Raw genomic sequence first — 18,062 nt, forward strand, 5'->3', positions numbered from 1 at the left:
CGGCCCTTACTGGCCGGGCGCCGCCTCGTCACCCTGTGATGCGCGATAGCCGATGACGCACAGGGCCAACATGCAGACGTTTGCGACGAAATCGAGCAGCATCCAGTGGTTGAACATCGGCACGACGAACACGAACCAATAGTTGAACCCGAAGAACGGCAGCAACGCAATCGCGTAGACGAGGAAGGTGGTGGGCGTGAAGCGGCTGAACCACGCGAACAGACCGGACAGCATTGCTTGCGCGCCGAAACAGCCGATTAGCAGCGCACTGGTCGCGGTGCTGTGGTAGTAAGCGGAGGTGAAAGCGAGGGTTTCGACGGTTTGCGGGAACAGCAGGCACCATCCGCCGAGCAGCAGAAACGGAAGCGCGATCAGACGCTGGGCTAGGCGCGCCGTCACGCCTGGTGGATTGCCTTGACCACTTGATACGATTCCAGCCCCTCCTTGCCGCCTTCACTGCCAAAGCCGCTGTCCTTAACCCCGCCGAACGGGGCGTCGGCGACCGAGATGGCGAAGGTGTTGATGCCGACCATGCCGCTTTCGAGCGCGTCGCCGAGGAGGTTGGCGCGGCGGCCGTTTTCGGTGAAGGCGAAGGCCGCGAGACCGAACGGCAGGCGGTTGGCCTCGGCGATGACCTCGTCGAAAGTGCTGAACGCGCGGGTCACCGCGACCGGCCCGAACGGCTCCTCGTTCATGATCTTGGCCTCGTTGGTGACGTCGGCGAGCAGGGTCGGCTGGAAGAAGAAGCCCTGGTCGCCGCGTTCGCCCCCGGCGAGCACCCGGGCGCCCTTGGCGCGGGCATCGTCGACCAGCGCTCCGACCGCGTCGGGCCGGCGCGCGTTGGCGAGCGGGCCCATGCGGGTCTCGGCGGCGAGCCCGTCGCCGACGGTAACCTTGGCCGTGCGTGCCGCGAAGCCCTCGAGGAACGGCTCGTAGATCGATTCCTGGACGTAGAAGCGGGTCGGCGAGACGCACACCTGGCCGGCGTTGCGGAATTTCTGCGGCACGACCATGTCGAGGGTCTTCTCGAGGTCGCAATCGTCGAAGATCAGCACCGGCGCGTGGCCGCCCAATTCCATCGTCACGCGGGTCATCGAATCGGCGCACAGCTTCATCAGATGCTTGCCGACCGCGGTCGAGCCGGTGAAGCTGACCTTGCGGATGGTGCGGCTGGCGATCAGCGTCCGGCTGACCAGGTCGGCCTCGCCGTGGACCAGTTGCGCGACCCCGGCGGGGATGCCGGCATCAGCCAGAGCGCGGAACAATTCGGTGGTGCAGCCGGGGGTCTCATGCGGCGGCCGGCTGATCACCGTGCAGCCGGCGGCGAGCGCCGCGGCGACCTTCTTGGCGAGCAGATAGATCGGGAAATTCCACGGCGTGAAGGTGGCGACCGGGCCGACCGGCTGGCGGATGACGCGGCTCAGCTGGCCGGCCGGGCGGACCAAAGTGCGGCCGTAATCGCGCTTGGCGTCCTCGGCGTACCAGTCGAACAATTGCGCGCTGCCGAGCACCTCGGCCTTGGCCTCGGCGATCGGCTTGCCCTGCTCCTGGGTAAGGATGGCGCCGATCGCCTCGGCACGCTCGCGCAGCAATTTGGCGGCCTTGCGCAGGATGCTCCCGCGTTTTTCGACGTCCATCGCGCGCCATTCGGGCCAGGCACGTTCGGAGGCGGCGAGCGCCTCGTCGAGGTCGGCGGCGGTGGCATAGGGCACGTCGGCGATGCCGCTGCCGGTGACGGGATTGACGACGGTGTGCACATCGCGGCCTTCGCCGCTGCGCCACGCGCCGTCGATGAACAGCTTGAGATCGGCCTGATAGGTCATCCGGCCCATCTAGACCGGGCGCCCGCGCGTGGCTAGCGAGGGCTGACGACGCAACAGAAAGGCCGCGCCATGACCAAGCAGGAACTCGCCACCAAGATGCAGGAAAACCAGGCCTGGCTGCCGGGCAAGAAGGTCAAGATCGACTTCGGCGACGAGGGCGTGGTGATGCTCGACGGAGCGGCCGAACAGGTCAGCGAGGACAATGGCGACGCCGACACCACGATCAAGGTCAGCTGGGCCGACTGGCAGGCGATGACCGAGGGTCAATTGGACGGCATGACCGCGTTCATGACCGGCAAGCTCAAAGTCGAAGGCGACATGTCCAACGCCATGCAGCTGCAGGGCGTGCTGGCGAAGCTGCGCTGATGCGCCGGCTGAAGCGGGCCCTCCCCGTTGCCGGGGCGCTGCTGCTGCCGCTCTCGCTCAGCGCGTGCGGCGCCCCGGCGGGCGAGGACAGCGAACAGGAAGAAAGCGGCGAGGGCGAAGAGCGCGAGGACGAGGAGTAGGGCTGCGCCGGGCTGGCGCTACAACCAGCCGTCCTGACGCAGCGCACCGACCCGGTCCCGGGCGACGGGCGCGATCAGCCCGCCTTCGAGGTGAAGCGCCCAGTTGCGACCGCTTCGGGCGGCGCGTCGTACCGCTCCGCGCGCGACCCACCAGCTGCGATGCACGCGCCGGCCATCGACGGCGGCGAGTTCGCGCTCGGCATCGGCCATGCGCATCAGCAGAAGCAGCGAGCGGCCGTCCGCGCGGTGGGCGCGCAGGTAATGGTCTTCCATCTCCAGCGCCGTCAGCTCGCCGTTCCAGTCGGGTGGCAGCCGGTCGAAGAAATCAGGCTCGGCAGGCGCGGTCGAAACTTCCGGGGGAAGCTCGGAGGCGGTTGCCGCGGCGGCCGGACCGGGCGTCAGCGCCGGCATCCGTCCTGCTTCGATCAACAGGAAGACCGTGCCGATGACGAGGCCCAGCAAGGCAACGTTGAGATAAAGCTGGAACAGGCTGTCGGGCGCCATGCGCAGCGGCTTGAACCCGCCGAGGGTGGCGATGGCGATCGTCGCGGGGACCGCCGCGACCAGCGAGGCGGCGTACATCGCTGCCGTGCGCGGCAAATGCAGCAGGCGGCTGAGCCGGTCGGCAAGGAGCGTCGTCGGCCGGAAGATCGCATATCCGACGAGCACCGCCGGAAGCCAGTAAGCAAGCCGCGCCGCAAAGCTCTCCTCGAAGCTGCCGAACGGCCCGAGCGCGGCCAGCAGCACGCCGATCACGATCATGATCGCAACTTCGATCACCAATTCGCGAACCTGCCGCATTCGCCCCCGCCATTCCACGCTTCGCCAATCGTCCCGCCGCCGCGCTTGGCGAAGCCGATGCCTGATTAGCGAAGGCGCGCTTGCCGGCCAAGCGGAAGGCGGCAGACCCGTGGCCTTCGGCTAACCATCGAGGCCATCGCAATGCCCGCCATCGTCATCGCCCGTCAGAAAATCGATCTTCCGCCATGGGCGCGGATTGCAATCTCGCTATTGGCCGGAGGAATCTTCGCCGTGTCGTTCTATGCGGTGATGCGTGCACTGCTGGGGCTGGCGGCGGATATCCCATCGACCCGCAACGTCGCGCTCATCGTTCATCTGGCGACGGTCATCCCGGCGCTCCCGCTTGGCGCCTACGTCCTGCTTTCCAGGAAAGGCGGGCCGCGCCATCGCCTGCTGGGCCGGGTCTGGCTTGGTTTGATGTTCACCACGGCGGTGGCGACGATCTTCATCCGCGACGTCAATGACGGCAATTTCAGCTGGATCCACCTGTTCACCGTGCTGACGTTCATCGCCGTCCCCAAGGCGATCCTGACCGCTCGACAAGGCAAGATCGAAGCGCACAGGAAGCATCTGCGCAACTTCTTCCTGGGCTCGCTAATCATCGCCGGCGCTTTCTCCTTCGCTCCGGGCCGGACGATGTGGCACATGCTGTTCAGCCACGCGCCGGCCTCAGTCGCAGGTTGACCGCCCGACACTGGCCGCCTTAGTGCCCGTGGCGCGCAAGGAAGGGCGATCATGGCCAACAAGATTTATCCGGATGCCGCCGCGGCGCTCGACGGGGTGCTGCGCGACGGGATGCTGATCGCGGCGGGCGGGTTCGGGCTGTGCGGCATCCCCGAGCGACTGCTCGACGCGATCCGCGACAGCGGAGTGAAGGACCTGACCTTCGCCTCGAACAACGCCGGGATCGACAACGAGGGCATCGGCAAGCTGCTACGCACGCGGCAGGTGAAAAAGATGATCTCGTCCTACGTCGGCGAGAACAAGGAGTTCGAGCGGCAGTTTTTGAGTGGCGAGCTGGAGGTCGAATTCTGCCCGCAGGGCACGCTGGCCGAGCGGATGCGCGCCGGCGGTGCGGGCATCCCGGGGTTCTACACCAAGACCGGGGTCGGGACGCAGGTCGCCGAAGGCAAGGAAGTGAAGAGCTTCGACGGCCAGGAGTATATCCTGGAGCGCGGGATCTTCGCCGACCTCGCCATCGTCAAGGGATGGAAGGCGGACGAAAGCGGCAACCTCATGTTTCGCAAGACGGCGCGCAATTTCAACCTGCCGGCGGCGACCTGCGGGCGGGTCTGCGTCGCGGAAGTGGAGGAGATCGTTCCGGTCGGCAGCCTCGACCCCGACTGCATCCATCTGCCGTCGATCTACGTCAACCGGCTGATCCTCGGCGCGCCCTACGACAAGAAGATCGAGTTCACCACGACCCGCGAACGCGAGGCGGCGTGAGGCAGCGCAATCCGTGGCTGGTGGCCGGCGGCGTGCTCAGCCTGATCGCGTCGGCGCTTCACCTTGGGGTGATCGCGGGCGGGCCGGCCTGGTATCGGTTTTTCGGGGCCGGGGAGGCGTTCGCGCGGGGGGCCGAACGCGGTGAATGGTGGCCGGCGGCAGTGACGCTGGGGATCGCGGCGGTGCTCGCCGTGTGGGCGGCCTATGCGTTCGCCGGTGCCGGGTTGATGCGGCGGCTGCCGCTGATGCGCACTGCGCTGGTGGCGATCACCGCCATCTATCTGCTGCGCGGGGCGATGCTCATTCCAGCACTGACCGTCCCGGCCATGGGCGGGACGTTCAACATCGTCTCGTCGGCGATCGTGCTGGTCTACGGGCTGGTTTATCTAATCGGGACGGTGCGCGCGTGGCCGTGGCTGTCGCGCAAGGAAGGGTTGGCGTGATGCGCAATGTGTTCGCGGCGGCGTCGCTGCTGTGCCTGGCGGGGTGCGCGACTGCGCCGGTCGCCGAGCCGGTTGCGGTTCCGGTTGCCGTGCCCGATCCCGCCGCCAAGCCGCCCGAAGTGCCGGGCGGGATGCAGTGGCTGTATGGCGCGGCCGAGGGCGCGGCGGCGAGCGTCCAGACCTATCGCGCGTTCGAGGCGTTCGTTCGCGCAGCGCTGCGCGAGCGGCCGACGATGGGCGTCGTGCTGGCTGAGGGTTCGAGCCTCGCTGCTCCGGCGTTCGTGCCGTGCGGCAACAAGCCGCCGGCAGTGATCCTCGATGCCGACGAGACGGCGGTCCAGAACCAGGGGCTCGAACATGCGCTCGCGGCGCGCGGAGTGGCGAGCGACCGCGAGGTGCTCAACCGCTGGCAGGCACAGCCGCGGCTGACCGGCCAGCCGGCGATGCCGGGCGCGGCCGAGACGCTCGCCAGGCTGCGCAGCGCGGGCGTGACGGTGATCTTCAACACCAACCGCGACAGCGCCAATGCCGCGGCGACGGTGGCGAGCCTCAATGCGGCTGGAGTCGGCCCGGCCGAGCATTTGCGGACGCTGTTCCTGCGCGGCGATGTCGACGGCAAAGGCGGCAAGGATGGGCGCCGCTCGCATGTCGCCAAAAACTATTGCGTGGTGGCGATGGCCGGCGACCAGATGGGCGACTTCACCGACCTCTTGAACGCCCCCAACCTCGCGCCGCTCGAGCGGCGGCGGCTGGCCACTTCGGGCGCGGTCGGGGCGCTATGGGGGAATGGCTGGTTCCTGCTGTCGAACCCGGTCTACGGGCCGGGGCTCAAGGGCACGATCGATGAGGTCTTTTCGCCCGACAATCGCTGGGACGGAGAACGATGATGGGCTGGGACCGCAACCAGATGGCGGCGCGGGCGGCGCAGGAGCTCGAGGACGGTTTTTACGTCAACCTCGGCATCGGCATTCCGACGTTGGTCGCCAACTACATTCCGGCGGGCAAGACGGTGACCTTGCAGAGCGAAAACGGGATGCTCGGGATCGGGCCGTTCCCCTATCCGGACGAGGTCGACCCGGACCTGATCAACGCCGGCAAGCAGACCGTCAGCGAGCTCGACCAGACCAGCTATTTCGACAGCGCGCAGAGCTTCGCGATGATCCGCGGCGGGCACATCGACCTGGCCGTGCTCGGCGCGATGGAAGTGAGCGAGAAGGGCGACATCGCCAACTGGATGATCCCGGGCAAGATGATCAAGGGCATGGGCGGGGCGATGGACCTGGTCGCCGGGGTCAAGAAGATCATCGTCGTGATGGAGCATACGTCGAAGAACGGCGACCCCAAGTTCATTCCCGAATGCACGCTTCCGCTGACCGGCAAGAACGTCATCGACATGATCATCACCGACCTCGCGGTGTTCCAGCGGCCCGATCACGCGAGTCCGTTCCGGCTCATCGAGACCGCGCCCGGGGTGAGCGCCGACGAGGTGCGGGCCAAGACCACGGCACATTACGCCGAATGAAGGCGCTGCTGTCGCGCGCGGCGGGCGGGCCGGAGACGCTCGAATTGGGCGAAATCGATGCGCCCGACGTCTCGCCAGGCCACCTGCTGGTGCGGGTGCGGGCGTGCGCGATCAACTTCCCCGACGTGCTGATCATCGAGGATAAATATCAGTTCAAGCCGCCGCGGCCGTTCGCTCCGGGCGGGGAGATCGCCGGCGAGGTGATCGCGGTCGGCGCGGGAGTCGAGGGCTGGTCGGTCGGCGACCGGGTGATCGGCGCGACCGGGTGGAACGGGCTTGCCGAGCAGGCGCTGCTGCCCGCCGCCAACGCCTTCCTTCTGCCCGACAATCGCGACTTCGCCGAGGGCTCGGCGCTGCTGATGACCTATGCCACGGCGATTCACGCGCTGGTCGATCGCGGCGCGATCAAGCCCAAGGAATTGATGATCGTGCTTGGCGCCGGCGGCGGGGTCGGGCTGGCCGCGGTCGAGATCGGCAAGGCGCTTGGGGCGTGGGTGCTGGCCTGCGCATCGAGCGAGGAGAAATGCACCGCGGCGCGCGCGGCGGGCGCCGATGCGTCGCTCAAATATCCGGCCGGGCCGCTCGATCCGGCGGCTCAGAAGCAGATCGCCAAGGACCTCAAGGACATCGCCGGGCCGAACGGCGCGCAGCTGGTGTTCGACCCGGTCGGCGGCGACTATGCCGAGCCGGCGCTGCGCGCGCTCGGCTGGGAGGGGCGCTATCTGGTGGTCGGCTTCCCGGCCGGAATTCCAAGCATTCCGCTCAATCTCACCTTGCTCAAGAGCTGCGACATCCGCGGCGTATTCTGGGGCGCGTTCGCGGGCCGCGAGCCGGAGCGCAACCGGGGGCATGTCGCTGAGCTGTTCCGGTTGTGGGATGACGGCAAGATCGCGCCGAAGGTCAGCGCGACCTATCCGCTGGAGCGCGCCGGCGAGGCGATTGCGGCGTTGGGCGCGCGCTCCGCGATCGGCAAACTGGTGGTGACGATCCCCTAAACCGCCGCCGGGATCGCCGCCGCGGGCTCGCGGGGGATCTTGCGGAATGGCTGGCGGCGTTCGTAGGCGAGGCTCTTCCACAGCCATTCAAGCGGGCCGTTTTCGAACCGCCGCATCCACAGGTTCGCCGCGACCAGTTCGGCGGCGATGACGGCCAGCGCGAGCAGCGCCAGCTTGGCCATTCCGAAGCGGCCGAACCAGTCGAGTCCCCACGGCGCGAACACCACCCACATCATCAGCAATGACGTGAACAGATAGACGGTGAGCGGCATCCGCCCGGCCGCCACGAACGGGCGCAGCAGCGCTCGCCCGGGGGCCGAGCGGAGGATCAGGTGGATCAGGCCGACATGGCCGAGCGTCACCGCAAGGCGGGCGACGTCGCCGAACATGTCCTGCCAGTGCTGGCCCGGCTGGAAGCGCAGGATCTCGAGCCACTGGCTGCCGCGCAGGCCGAGCCCGACGGCGTAGCCGCCGAGCAGCAGGGCGACATAGGCCGATGTTCGCGCCCGGCCCTGGATGATCCCGAGCCGAAAGAGCGCCATCCCGACCAGCATAGTCGCCGCGACCTCGGCCTCGATGAACCAGAAGAACTGGCTCATCAGGAACATCCAGCCTTCGGCCTGGTAACGCCAGTAGCTGACGAAATCGCCGTGGCGCGCGGCATCCGCCTCGGCGATCTTCTTCTTCTGCTGGACATTGTCGGCGGGCATCTGGGTACGGCGCTCGATCTGCTCGCGGCGCTCCTTCAAGAGCGTCTTGTCGTCCTCGCTGAGCGCCTTGCCGGCGGCCTCGGCGGCCATCACCCGCTCGACCTTGGCGAGCTTGGCGGCGTTGGCGCGATAGTCGGCGGCGCCGTACCAGATCAGCGCCCCGAACAGCAGTCCGGCGAAACCGAGCTGCCCCTTCCAGCCCATCCGGCGAAACGGAAACAGGAAGATCGCGGCGATGCCGTAGATGAGCAGGATGTCGCCCGGCCACAGCAGGACGAAGGCGTTGGCGAGGCCGAACAGGATCAGCCACAGATTTCGGCGATAGTGGAGGTCGGCAACCGCGACCGGCCCGTCGGGGGTCATGGCGTGGCGCGCCATGATCATGATCCCGGCGCCAAACAGCAGCTCGAGCAGGCCGCGCTGGGTGCCCTCGAGCCATGTCTTGGTGACCAGCGTGGTCCAATAATCGGCGCTGGTCCAGGTCGGGTAGCGGAAGTCCCACAAAGCGAACTCGTAGCCGCCCATCCACGGGATGTTCATGACCAGGATGAACAGGATGGCGATGCCGCGGATGACGTCGAGCGAGGCGATCCGCTCGCTGCCCGCAACGCGCTGCAGTTGATCGGTGGTGGTCATCGTGCCCCCCGGCGAAGTGACTCACTTTACATCGCCGGACGTTGTGCGCCTGTGGGCGGTCGTTCGCAAGCTTAGCGGGTTTGAGGCCATGCTGGACGGATGGGCCGCGCGCGCCTATCTCACCGCGCGAAGCACAGCAGAGGTTTTGCAATGTCCCAATTCGACGACCGCGAGCGCGCCTTCGAGACCAAATATGCGCGCGACGAGGAGATGCAGTTTCGCATCCTCGCCCGCCGCAACAAGCTGCTCGGCCAGTGGGCGGCGGGCAAGATGGGGCTGACCGACGCCGAGGCAGAGAGCTATGCCAAGGACGTCGTGCGCGCCGACTTCGAGGAGGCCGGCGACGAGGACGTGATCCGCAAGGTGCTGGGCGACCTCACCGCGGCCGGGGTCGAGTGCGACGAGGCGGCGATCCGCGAGGCGCTCGAGCACAAGACGGTCGAGGCGCGCCGCCAGATTATCGAACAGGCGAACTAGGCCTAAGCGGTGGCGATGGCGGCAAGCGAGATCGAGGCGTTGATCCTCGCCGCCTTTCCCGACGCGCGGATCGAAATCCGCGACCTTGCCGGCGACGGCGACCATTATGCGGCGCGGGTCGTCTCGGCGCAGTTTGCCGGGATGAGCCGGGTCCGCCAGCACCAGGCGGTCTATGCCGCGCTCGGCGGACGGATGGGCAATGAGCTGCACGCGCTGCAGCTCGAGACCGCCGTTCCTTCAGGAGATCATCAGTGAGCGACACCGCCAGCCGGATCGACGGCATCGTCAAGGGCCACGACGTGGTCCTGTTCATGAAGGGCAGCCCGCTGTTCCCGCAATGCGGCTTTTCGAGCCGGGCGATCGCCATCCTCGACCATCTCGGGGTCAGATATGACACCGTCGACGTGCTCCAGGACCAGGACATCCGCCAGGGGATCAAGGGCTATTCGGACTGGCCAACCATTCCGCAGCTCTATGTCGGCGGCGAATTCGTCGGCGGCAGCGACATCATGATGGAGATGTTCGAGAGCGGCGAGCTGCAGCAGATGGTCGCCGGGATGGCCAAGGCCGAGGGATAAGGAAAAGGGCGGCCGCGGGACCAGATGACCGCGGCCGCCCTTTGGTTTGGTTTGTGGAACCAAGTGGACGCAATCCATGATGCAATCGACGTGCCAATTGCGAAAAGTCGCGGATTTGCGTGAATTTCGCGCGGGGGCGGCTTTGCGCGGGCGCGGTAGGTGTCAAACTTTCCGACAGTTTTCGGCGGCTCGTCGCCGGGCACAATCGCGGCGCCCGCGGGTTGAAGGATTGCGATGAGCCGCCACGACCCGCCTTGTCCGATGCAATCACGCGACGGCCGCCTGCTGTGCGACCTGACGCAGAGCTGGTCGGCGGTCGGCGGCGGTGTCGGCACGTATCTTCGCCACAAGCGGCGGCACATCCTTGCCGAGACCCCGCACCGCCATCTGCTGATCGTGCCCGGGGCCGAGGACAGCGTGGTCGAGGAGGGGCGGACGATTACCGCGACGATCGCCTCGCCGCGGGTTCCGGGAAGCCCGAACTACCGGCTGATGCTGCGCAACGGGGCGGTGCGCCGCGTGCTGGAGCGATTCCGGCCCGACCTGATCGAATGCCAGGACGCCTATAATCTGCCGTGGGCGGCGATCGCGCATGCGCGGGCCAATCCGGGGACCGCGTTGGTGGCGGCCTACTGCACCGATTTTCCGGTGGTCTATGTCGAGCGGCCGTTCCGCAAGTTCGTCGGGCCGGCGCTTGCCGGGGCGGCGTCGCGACTGTGTTACCGCTATTGCGGGGGCCTCTACCGGCGGTTCGACGCGCTTTACGCGATGAGCGAGAATGGCGGCGCGGCCAAGCTGCGCGAGCTGGGACTCGAGCCCGAGGTGGTGCCGCTGGGAGTCGAGCTCGGCGAGTTCACCCCCGAGCGGCGCGACCCGGCGATGCGCTCGGCGTTCGGGGCCGGGCCGGGGACGCCGCTGCTGGTTTATGCCGGGCGGATCGACCGCGAGAAGCGCGCCAATGTGGTGGTCGAGGCGTTCCGCCAGCTGCCCGAGGCGCTCGGCGCGCGGCTGGTGCTGGCCGGCGACGGGCCGCTGCGCAGCGAGATCCAGGCGCTCGGCGATCCGCGCATTCATGCGCTCGGCTACGTCGGCGACCGCGACCTGCTGGCGCGACTCCTGGCCAGCGCGGACCTCTATGTGTCGGGCATGGCCGACGAGACGTTCGGCATCTCGATCATCGAGGCGCAGGCCTCGGGGTTGCCGGTAGTCGGAGTCGCCGCGGGAGCGATGGTCGACCGGGTTGATCGCTCGACCGGTCGGTTGGGGCCGGTCGACGATGCCGCGGCGATGGCGGCGAACATCGTCGAAGTGCTCGGCGGCGACCATCAGGCGATGCGCGCGGCGGCGATCGACCGGGCGCGGCACTATGGCTGGGACCGCAGCATGGAGCGGTTGTTCGGCCATCTCTACCCGCTCGCCTTCCGACGGGCGGGGCGGCGAGTGGACGGTGCAGTGGTTTCATCGAACGGGGTGCTCGCCGAGGCCTGAGCGGCACGTTCATCGGCGGTTCAGCGACTCGACTACAAATGTAGTCGTATGACCAGCGCAATGAAATTGTCGGACGCCGAGCTCGAGTTGATGGCGATCCTGTGGGGCCGCTCGCCGCTCGCCGCGAGCGAGATCATCGCCGCCGCGCCGGCCGATCGCGACTGGTCGCCGACGACGGTCAAGACGATGCTCAGCCGGCTGGTCGAGAAAGGCGCGCTCAGGACGACGGCGCAGGGCCGGCGGTTCCTCTACGCGCCGGCGATCGGCCGCGAGTCGGTGGCGGCGGACCAGGCCGGCCGGCTGGTCGACCGACTGTTCGGCGGCCGGCTGTCGCCGCTGGTCGCCCAACTCGCCGCCAGCCGCGACCTCAGCGACGAGGATCTCGCCGAGCTCGAAAAGCTGGTACGGGGACTGCGCAAATGAGCGCGCTGGCGACAAACCTGATCGGCGCCTCGCTGCTGGTCGCGCTGGTCCTCGCTATCCGGACTCCAGTGGCGCGGCATTTCGGCGCCCGCGCGGCCTATGCGCTGTGGTTCGCGCCGGCGCTTCGGCTGGTGATGCCGCCACTGCCCGCGTGGCAGTCCGCGGTCGCGCCGGGCGATGCGGCAAACTGGATGCTGTCTATCAAACCGGTCGCGGCCGCTGCAGCAGGCCAGCCCGGAGCGATCGATTGGCTGGCCGTATGGCTGGCGGGTGCAGCGCTGTTCGTGGCGGTGCAAGTCGCTCGCCACTGGTTGTTCCTACGCCGGGCGCTTGCGGCGGGGCGGCCCTATCAAGCGGAAGGCATCGCATGCGACATCGTCATCACCCCGGCGGTCGACGGGCCGGCGGCGACCGGCTTGGTCCACCGGCTGATCCTGCTTCCGGCCGATTTCGAGGCCCGCTTCACGCCCGAGCAGCAGCGCGTCGCCCTGCTTCACGAATGGCTCCACCACCGCCGCGGCGATCTGTGGGCGAGCGCCGCGGCGCTGCTCGGAGCGGCGGCGCTGTGGTTCAACCCGCTGACCTATGTCGCACTGGGCGCGTTCCGCCGCGACATGGAATCGGCCTGCGACCGGAGCGTGCTCGCGACGCCCGGCGCCTGTGACCCGCGTAGCTATGGCGAGACCATCCTGCGCAGCGCGGCGCGGCCGATCCCGCGTTCGCTGTGCGCCCTCACCTCCCTCGACGAACTGAAAGGACGATTGATCATGTTGAACAACGACAAGGGGCGCATTCGCCAGATTGCCGGCTTCGGTCTCGCGCTCACCCTGGCGGCGGGCGGAATGGCCCTGGCAGGTCCAGCCGCGGCCGAGGAGTCGAACACCAAGACCGTCACCGAAAAGCGCGTGGTGATCACCAACGACAAGGGCCAGCGGGTCGAGCTCGACGGCGATCGCAAGCTGGAATGCCCCGGCCAGAAGACGACCGTCGAAGCGGCACCGACCGGGACCGCGGACAAGAAGGAAGCGGCCAAGATCGTCATCTGTTCGAAGGGCGGCGGCAATGCCGAAGTCGCGGCCGGACTGGAGCGGGCGCTGTCCGACATGGAGAAGAACAGCGACATGAACCCGGCGATCAAGGCCGACCTGAGCGCCAAGCTGCGCGCCAAGATCGCGGAGCTGCGCGGGCAGTAACTTCCTCGACGCGAGGGAAGGGCGTCCGTGGCTGTGGTCACGGGCGCCTTTTTTTCGCCTGCGGAAAGCGCGATTTTCCTCAGGGAGAGGGGCGGGCGGGCCGCGACTGTTTACAATTGTAATCGAATATGATTACATGCGTAATCGACTCGTGAGGATGGTGTGGACGCGCGGCTTAGCGAAGCGGAGTGGGCAGTGATGGAGGTGCTGTGGTCGGCGCCCGGCGCGCTGACCGCGACCGACATCGCGGCGCGCGTTCCAGCCGAGCGCGAGTGGACGCTGGCGACGGTCAAAAGCCTGCTGTCGCGGCTGCTCGCCAAGAAAGCGGTCGCGCCGCGCAAGGACGGACGCCGCTTCCTCTATGCTCCCGCAATTGCCCGCGAGCCGCTCGTTGCCGACGAATCGCGGCGCTTCGTCGATCGCCTGTTCGGGGGTAGATTGTCACCGCTGTTCGCTCATCTGGCGGACGAGGAAGCGCTCGACGATGCCGACATCGCGGCAATCGAAAAGCTGCTCAAGGAGTTGCGGCGATGAGCGCATGGCTGGTCGACACGCTGGTCGCGACGACCCTGCTGATGGCGTTCGTGCTGGTCGTTCGAGAGCCGGTCCGGCGACAGTTCGGAGCCGGCTGCGCCTACGCCCTGTGGCTGATCCCCGCGGCACGGCTGGCGATGCCGACGCTGACCACCACGGTCGAGCGGGTCGCAACGCCCGAGGCGGTGCTGACTGTGCCGACGTCCGCGATGACGGCAAGCGCGCTGCCGCCGATCGCCGCGACGGAGACGCCCACCGATTGGGGCGCGATCCTCCTCGCCCTGTGGCTGGCGGGCGCAGCGGTCATGCTGATCCGCGCCGGACTCATCTATCGCCGGCAGCGCCGCGCGGTGCTTGCCGAGGCGGTCCAGCTTGCCTGCCTCGAGGGTATCCGGATCGTGCGCAGCGCGGCGGTCGGCGGGCCTCTGGCGTTCGGCCTGTTCGACCGGGTGATCGCACTTCCGATCGACTTCGACGAGCGCTTCTCGGCGGCGCAGCGGCGGTTGGCGCTCGACCATGAACTGAGCCACCACCGCTCGGGCGACCTCGTCGCCAACCACCTGGCCTATGGGCTGCTGAGCCTGATGTGGTTCAATCCGCTGGCATGGGCAGCGCATGCGGCGTTCCGCTTCGACCAGGAGGCGGCGTGCGATGCGCGCGTGCTGGACAGGGCCGGCACGGCGGAACGCGCGCTCTACGGTGAAACGATCGCCAAGGCTGCGTCGGGCCGGGCGCTGCTGTTCGCCGGCGCGCTCGACCGGCCGAAAACCCTCACAAGGAGACTGAAGATGATGCTGACCAGTGCTGGAATGGGTCGCCGCCGCGCCGGCAGGGCGCTGGTCGCGCTCACCGCCGCTGCGGCCTTGCCGCTGACCGCGAGCTGGGCGACCCGCTACGTCGAGGTCGCCGCGCCGGTCGCTCCGGCTGCAGCGACCCCCAGGATCGCCGCGGTGGCTCCGCTCGCTCCGGTTGCGGCCAGTGGGCCGGTCGCTGCGACTGCCCCGGTGACGCCACGCGCGGACAAGGAGGTGCGCATGCATTTCGACGGTGACGAGAAGCGCTGGGAGGATCTCAGCCCCGAGGAACGCGCCGAGGTCCGGCAATCGCTGGCGCAAGCGCGCGCCGAGCTGGCCAAGGTCGACATGGACGAGGTCCGGCGCGACGTCCGCGAAGCGCTGGCCGAGGCGAAGATCGACCGCGTCGAGATGCAGCGCGAGCTGGCCCAGGCGCGGATCGAGGTCGAGGCGGCGGTGCGCGAGATCGACGCCAATTCGGCCGAATTGCGCCGCGCCGGCCAGGACCCGGAAATGATCAAGGCGCAGGTCCGCGCCAGCCTCAACGCGGTCAACGGCATGGATATCGCGGCGATCACCAGCCGGGCGCTGGCGGCGGTCGACGAGCAGACCATCGCCGCGAGCCTGCGGGCGGCCGAGGACGGACTGCGCCATGCCGAGGCCGAGCTGGCCCGGGCGGAACGCAAGGCGCGGCGGTAGAGGTCAAGCGCCTCCCCCTTGGGGGAGGTCGCGCGGGTGAGAAAGAAGGTGCGGTAAAGCTTCTCAGCTTCGTCATGCCAGCCCTTCGACGTCGCCTGCGGCGTCGCTCAGGATAAACTTCACCCAATGATGGGTGAAGGCTGGCATCCATGCCGTGCCAGCGCGCGTGATCGCACGGCATGGGCCCCAGCCTTCGCTGGGGCGACTAAGCGGGGAAACCACCGGCGCCGCAACCTCGACTTCATTCCGTCGGCGCGGCAAGGGGTTGGTGTGGATGCGCCTTATGCCTTGCCGGAAACGGCCGCGCCGGGAGTGGTGCGGGTGCTGGCGCGCAACCCTTCGCCGTTCACCTTTACCGGTACGCAGACCTTCCTGGTCGGCGACGATGCGCTGGTGGTGATCGATCCGGGGCCGGACGACGCCGATCATGTCGAAGCGATCGTCATGGCTGCGGGCGGGCGGCCGATCGCGGCGATTGCCTGCACGCATACCCACCGCGACCATTCGCCGGCGGCGGCGCTGCTCAAGGCCGCGACCGGGGCGCCGATCGTCGGCTGCGCGGCGCTCAGCCTGGCAGCGGCGGGGCCGCGCGCGGACGCGGCGTTCGACGGCGACTATGCGCCCGACCGGGTGCTCGGCGACGGCGATGCGATCGCGCTTGGCGGCGGGGCGGAGCTGGTCGCGGTGGCGACACCGGGGCACACGTCGAACCACCTGTGCTTCGCCTATGGCGACATCTTGTTCACCGGCGACCATGTGATGGGGTGGTCGACCACCGTGGTGGTGCCGCCCGACGGCGACATGGGCGCCTATATGGCGAGCCTCGAGAAACTGCGGGCGCGCGACGACCGGCTGTTCCTGCCCGCGCATGGCCCGGCGGTGACCAAGCCGGCGCAATATCTGCGCGGTTTGATCGGCCACCGCATGCAGCGCGCGCGGCAGATCCTGCGGCTGGTGGGGGAAGGGGTGGCCGAGGTTCCGGGGATCGTCGCCGCGGCCTATCCGGGGCTCGACCCGCGGCTGGTCCCGGCGGCCGGCGGATCGGTCAGCGCGCATCTGGTGGACCTTGAGCGGCGCGGGCTCGTTCAATGCGTGGACGAGCGATGGACGACCCTTTGACCCCCAGGCGCGCGCGGCGCATTCCGGCGCCGGTGATCGCGGCGATGGTCGCGGCGGCGCTGCTGCTCGGGCTGCTCGCGGGCGGCGCGTCGAAGATCGGCGGCTGGCTGCTGGGCGGCGGGCCGGACCCGGAGACGGTGGCATCGAGCGCGCTGCAATCGATGCGCGCGCAGAACCGGCTGGTGCCGTTCGTCGCGCGCTACGTGTCGGTGACCTCGAGCCGGCAGGAGCGGCTCGGCGGGCTGGTGCGCACCGAGCGGACCCTGATCCTGCCGGGCGACGTGCGCTACGAGCTCGACCTGTCGAAGCTCGGGCCGGACGACGTGCGCTGGGATTCGGGCGCGAACACGCTCGAGGTGACGCTGCCCGATGTCGAGATCGCCGGGCCGGAGGTCGATCTCGCGGCGGCGCGCGAATATGGCGAGGGCGGGGTGCTCGGCGCGGTGACCGACGCCAATGCGACGCTCGACCGCGCCAATCGCGCGCGGGCGGTGGCGGACTTGCGCAAGCAGGCGTCGGGCGCGGTGCCGATGGGGCTGGCGCGCGAGGCCGGGCGGCGGGCGGTCGAGCAGAGCTTCGCGCTGCCGCTCCAGGCGGCGGGGATCGCGGGCGCGCGGGTGGTCGCGCGCTATGGCCACGAGGCGAAAAAAGGTTTGCCCGAATATCTTGATCACAGCCGCTCGTATAACGAAGTGCTGGAGGAAGCGGCGCGGCGCCGCGGGGAGACACGGTGAGCGTTCAAACTCAATCGCTTCGGGGCGTCGATCTGCTCGCGGAAATCGCCCGGCTCAAGACCGAGCGCAACGCCGTCATCCTGGCGCATTACTACCAGAAGCCGGAGATCCAGGACCTCGCCGATTTCGTCGGCGACAGCCTCGATCTGTCGCGCAAGGCGGCGGCGACGGACGCGGAGGTGATCGCGTTCTGCGGGGTGCGGTTCATGGCCGAGACGGCGAAGATCCTGTCGCCGGAGAAGATCGTCGTGCTCCCCGACATGGAGGCCGGCTGCAGCCTGGAAGACAGCTGCCCGCCCGACCAGTTCGCGGCATTCCGGGCCAAGCACCCGGACCATATCGCGCTGACCTACATCAACTGTTCGGCGGAGGTAAAAGCGCTCAGCGACATCATCGTCACCTCGTCGTCGGCGGAAGCGATATTGTCGCAGATTCCGGCGGACCAGAAGATCATCTTCGGGCCGGACCGGCACCTGGGCGGCTATCTTGCGCGCAAGTTCGGGCGCGAGATGCTGCTGTGGCCGGGCATCTGCATCGTCCACCAGGCGTTTTCGGAAACCGAGCTGTTGAAATTGAAGGCCGAGCATCCCGGCGCTCCGGTGGCGGCGCATCCCGAATGCCCGCCGCACATCATCGACCATAGCGACATGGTCGGATCGACCAGCGCGATTCTGAAGTTCGCGATCGAGAGCCCGCACAGCACGATCTTGGTCGCGACCGAGCCGCACATCATTCACCAGATGGAAAAGGCCGCGCCGGGCAAGATTTTCATCGGCGTGCCGGGCGGCGACGGCAACTGCAATTGCAACATGTGCCCGTACATGGCCCTGAACACGCTTGAGAAACTGTATGTCGCGCTGCGCGACCTCGAGCCGCGGATCGAGCTATCGGACGAGGTGATGGCGAAGGCGCGGGTGCCGCTGCAGCGGATGCTCGACATGGCCGGGCACACGGTCGGCGGCGGCGATGTCGGGCGGCCCAAGCTGAAGGGCGACGAGCTCGACGCTGGCACGCTGAGCGGGCCGCAGGTCAGCGGCGAATAGTCCGCCGTTCGGCGATTCGTCGAATTCGGGCCGATTATCCTGACGCGATATATTGCGCTGCGTAACGAGGCGGCTAGAGCGGCGCGGCGCGCCGTCCG

23 protein-coding genes are annotated in these 18,062 nt (G+C 68.3%); 19 read left to right on the plus strand and 4 right to left on the minus strand.

From position 1 onward, the window contains the following. Positions 1 to 6: 6 nt before the first annotated feature. Together D0Z60_RS02150 and D0Z60_RS02155 are read right to left on the minus strand one after the other, a co-directional pair. Complete coding sequence (locus tag D0Z60_RS02150; protein WP_205421022.1) at positions 7 to 399, minus strand: hypothetical protein; 393 nt, start codon at positions 397 to 399, stop codon at positions 7 to 9. After that, the gene (locus D0Z60_RS02155) at positions 396 to 1,823 is read right to left on the minus strand and encodes an NAD-dependent succinate-semialdehyde dehydrogenase (RefSeq protein WP_118858389.1); all 1,428 of its coding nucleotides are present in this window, start codon (positions 1,821 to 1,823) and stop codon (positions 396 to 398) included. Before D0Z60_RS02155 ends, D0Z60_RS02150 begins: the two co-directional genes overlap by 4 nt. Before the next feature lie 69 nt (positions 1,824 to 1,892). Between D0Z60_RS02155 and D0Z60_RS02160 the strand changes: the two genes are divergently transcribed. Both D0Z60_RS02160 and D0Z60_RS11585 read left to right on the plus strand, forming a co-directional pair. Next, the gene (locus D0Z60_RS02160; RefSeq protein WP_118856626.1) at positions 1,893 to 2,189 is read left to right on the plus strand and encodes an SCP2 sterol-binding domain-containing protein; all 297 of its coding nucleotides are present in this window, start codon (positions 1,893 to 1,895) and stop codon (positions 2,187 to 2,189) included. Then, entirely contained in the window at positions 2,189 to 2,329 is a 141-nt protein-coding gene (locus D0Z60_RS11585) for a hypothetical protein (protein WP_162888035.1), read from the plus strand. Before D0Z60_RS02160 ends, D0Z60_RS11585 begins: the two co-directional genes overlap by 1 nt. Before the next feature lie 18 nt (positions 2,330 to 2,347). On the opposite strand, the gene D0Z60_RS02165 is transcribed toward D0Z60_RS11585, so the two are convergent. Further along, positions 2,348 to 3,130 carry a LytTR family DNA-binding domain-containing protein gene (locus tag D0Z60_RS02165; protein ID WP_118856627.1) on the minus strand — a complete coding sequence of 261 codons (783 nt, stop codon included), beginning with the start codon at positions 3,128 to 3,130 and terminating at the stop codon, positions 2,348 to 2,350. 141 nt (positions 3,131 to 3,271) lie between these two features. Here D0Z60_RS02165 and D0Z60_RS02170 point away from each other — a divergent pair, with 141 nt between their 5' ends. The 6 genes from D0Z60_RS02170 to D0Z60_RS02195 are packed head-to-tail and all read left to right on the plus strand — an operon-like array spanning position 3,272 to position 7,536. Next, on the plus strand, positions 3,272 to 3,814 hold the full coding sequence (locus tag D0Z60_RS02170; protein ID WP_118856629.1) for a DUF2306 domain-containing protein: 543 nt from the start codon (positions 3,272 to 3,274) through the stop codon (positions 3,812 to 3,814). A 51-nt stretch (positions 3,815 to 3,865) separates the two neighbouring features. Next, positions 3,866 to 4,576 (plus strand): CoA transferase subunit A, encoded by a 711-nt coding sequence (locus D0Z60_RS02175; RefSeq protein WP_118856631.1) that lies wholly within the window; start codon positions 3,866 to 3,868, stop codon positions 4,574 to 4,576. Next, positions 4,573 to 5,019: a hypothetical protein gene (locus tag D0Z60_RS02180; protein WP_118856633.1), complete on the plus strand. Its 447-nt coding sequence runs from the start codon at positions 4,573 to 4,575 to the stop codon at positions 5,017 to 5,019. The genes D0Z60_RS02175 and D0Z60_RS02180 overlap by 4 nt, the downstream gene beginning before the upstream one ends. Beyond that, the gene (locus D0Z60_RS02185; protein WP_118856635.1) at positions 5,019 to 5,906 is read left to right on the plus strand and encodes an HAD family acid phosphatase; all 888 of its coding nucleotides are present in this window, start codon (positions 5,019 to 5,021) and stop codon (positions 5,904 to 5,906) included. Before D0Z60_RS02180 ends, D0Z60_RS02185 begins: the two co-directional genes overlap by 1 nt. Further along, the gene (locus D0Z60_RS02190) at positions 5,906 to 6,541 is read left to right on the plus strand and encodes a CoA transferase subunit B (protein ID WP_118856637.1); all 636 of its coding nucleotides are present in this window, start codon (positions 5,906 to 5,908) and stop codon (positions 6,539 to 6,541) included. The genes D0Z60_RS02185 and D0Z60_RS02190 overlap by 1 nt, the downstream gene beginning before the upstream one ends. Beyond that, complete coding sequence (locus D0Z60_RS02195) at positions 6,538 to 7,536, plus strand: NADPH:quinone oxidoreductase family protein (protein WP_118856639.1); 999 nt, start codon at positions 6,538 to 6,540, stop codon at positions 7,534 to 7,536. Before D0Z60_RS02190 ends, D0Z60_RS02195 begins: the two co-directional genes overlap by 4 nt. Here D0Z60_RS02195 and D0Z60_RS02200 read toward each other — a convergent pair. Further along, on the minus strand, positions 7,533 to 8,882 hold the full coding sequence (locus D0Z60_RS02200) for a DUF418 domain-containing protein (protein ID WP_118856641.1): 1,350 nt from the start codon (positions 8,880 to 8,882) through the stop codon (positions 7,533 to 7,535). The two genes, D0Z60_RS02195 and D0Z60_RS02200, sit on opposite strands and share 4 nt — an antisense overlap. 150 nt (positions 8,883 to 9,032) lie before the next feature. Between D0Z60_RS02200 and D0Z60_RS02205 the strand changes: the two genes are divergently transcribed. The 11 genes from D0Z60_RS02205 (at position 9,033) to nadA (ending at position 17,964) form a co-directional block, all read left to right on the plus strand. Continuing rightward, positions 9,033 to 9,359, plus strand: a complete 327-nt coding sequence (locus tag D0Z60_RS02205) for a DUF1476 domain-containing protein (RefSeq protein WP_118856643.1) — start codon at positions 9,033 to 9,035, stop codon at positions 9,357 to 9,359. Positions 9,360 to 9,368: 9 nt separating this feature from the next. After that, positions 9,369 to 9,614: a BolA family protein gene (locus D0Z60_RS02210; RefSeq protein ID WP_118856645.1), complete on the plus strand. Its 246-nt coding sequence runs from the start codon at positions 9,369 to 9,371 to the stop codon at positions 9,612 to 9,614. Next, positions 9,611 to 9,937 carry a Grx4 family monothiol glutaredoxin gene (grxD, locus tag D0Z60_RS02215; protein WP_118856647.1) on the plus strand — a complete coding sequence of 109 codons (327 nt, stop codon included), beginning with the start codon at positions 9,611 to 9,613 and terminating at the stop codon, positions 9,935 to 9,937. The genes D0Z60_RS02210 and grxD overlap by 4 nt, the downstream gene beginning before the upstream one ends. 261 nt (positions 9,938 to 10,198) lie before the next feature. Next, complete coding sequence (locus D0Z60_RS02220) at positions 10,199 to 11,425, plus strand: glycosyltransferase (RefSeq protein WP_162888036.1); 1,227 nt, start codon at positions 10,199 to 10,201, stop codon at positions 11,423 to 11,425. Between the two features lie 48 nt (positions 11,426 to 11,473). Continuing rightward, a complete protein-coding gene (locus D0Z60_RS02225) occupies positions 11,474 to 11,848 on the plus strand; it encodes a BlaI/MecI/CopY family transcriptional regulator (protein ID WP_205421023.1) in 375 nt (124 codons plus the stop codon). After that, complete coding sequence (locus D0Z60_RS02230; RefSeq protein WP_118856653.1) at positions 11,845 to 13,041, plus strand: M56 family metallopeptidase; 1,197 nt, start codon at positions 11,845 to 11,847, stop codon at positions 13,039 to 13,041. Before D0Z60_RS02225 ends, D0Z60_RS02230 begins: the two co-directional genes overlap by 4 nt. A 162-nt stretch (positions 13,042 to 13,203) precedes the next feature. Continuing rightward, entirely contained in the window at positions 13,204 to 13,575 is a 372-nt protein-coding gene (locus D0Z60_RS02235; RefSeq protein ID WP_118856655.1) for a BlaI/MecI/CopY family transcriptional regulator, read from the plus strand. Beyond that, the gene (locus D0Z60_RS02240; RefSeq protein WP_118856656.1) at positions 13,572 to 15,068 is read left to right on the plus strand and encodes a M56 family metallopeptidase; all 1,497 of its coding nucleotides are present in this window, start codon (positions 13,572 to 13,574) and stop codon (positions 15,066 to 15,068) included. The genes D0Z60_RS02235 and D0Z60_RS02240 overlap by 4 nt, the downstream gene beginning before the upstream one ends. A 270-nt stretch (positions 15,069 to 15,338) precedes the next feature. Then, positions 15,339 to 16,187 carry an MBL fold metallo-hydrolase gene (locus D0Z60_RS02245; protein WP_240325507.1) on the plus strand — a complete coding sequence of 283 codons (849 nt, stop codon included), beginning with the start codon at positions 15,339 to 15,341 and terminating at the stop codon, positions 16,185 to 16,187. Further along, positions 16,172 to 16,921: a DUF4230 domain-containing protein gene (locus tag D0Z60_RS02250; RefSeq protein WP_240325508.1), complete on the plus strand. Its 750-nt coding sequence runs from the start codon at positions 16,172 to 16,174 to the stop codon at positions 16,919 to 16,921. Before D0Z60_RS02245 ends, D0Z60_RS02250 begins: the two co-directional genes overlap by 16 nt. Beyond that, complete coding sequence (gene nadA / locus D0Z60_RS02255) at positions 16,918 to 17,964, plus strand: quinolinate synthase NadA (RefSeq protein ID WP_118856660.1); 1,047 nt, start codon at positions 16,918 to 16,920, stop codon at positions 17,962 to 17,964. The genes D0Z60_RS02250 and nadA overlap by 4 nt, the downstream gene beginning before the upstream one ends. Positions 17,965 to 18,062: the final 98 nt, after the last annotated feature.

Source organism: Sphingomonas mesophila (assembly GCF_003499275.1).
In the GTDB taxonomy this organism is placed as follows: domain Bacteria; phylum Pseudomonadota; class Alphaproteobacteria; order Sphingomonadales; family Sphingomonadaceae; genus Sphingomicrobium; species Sphingomicrobium mesophilum.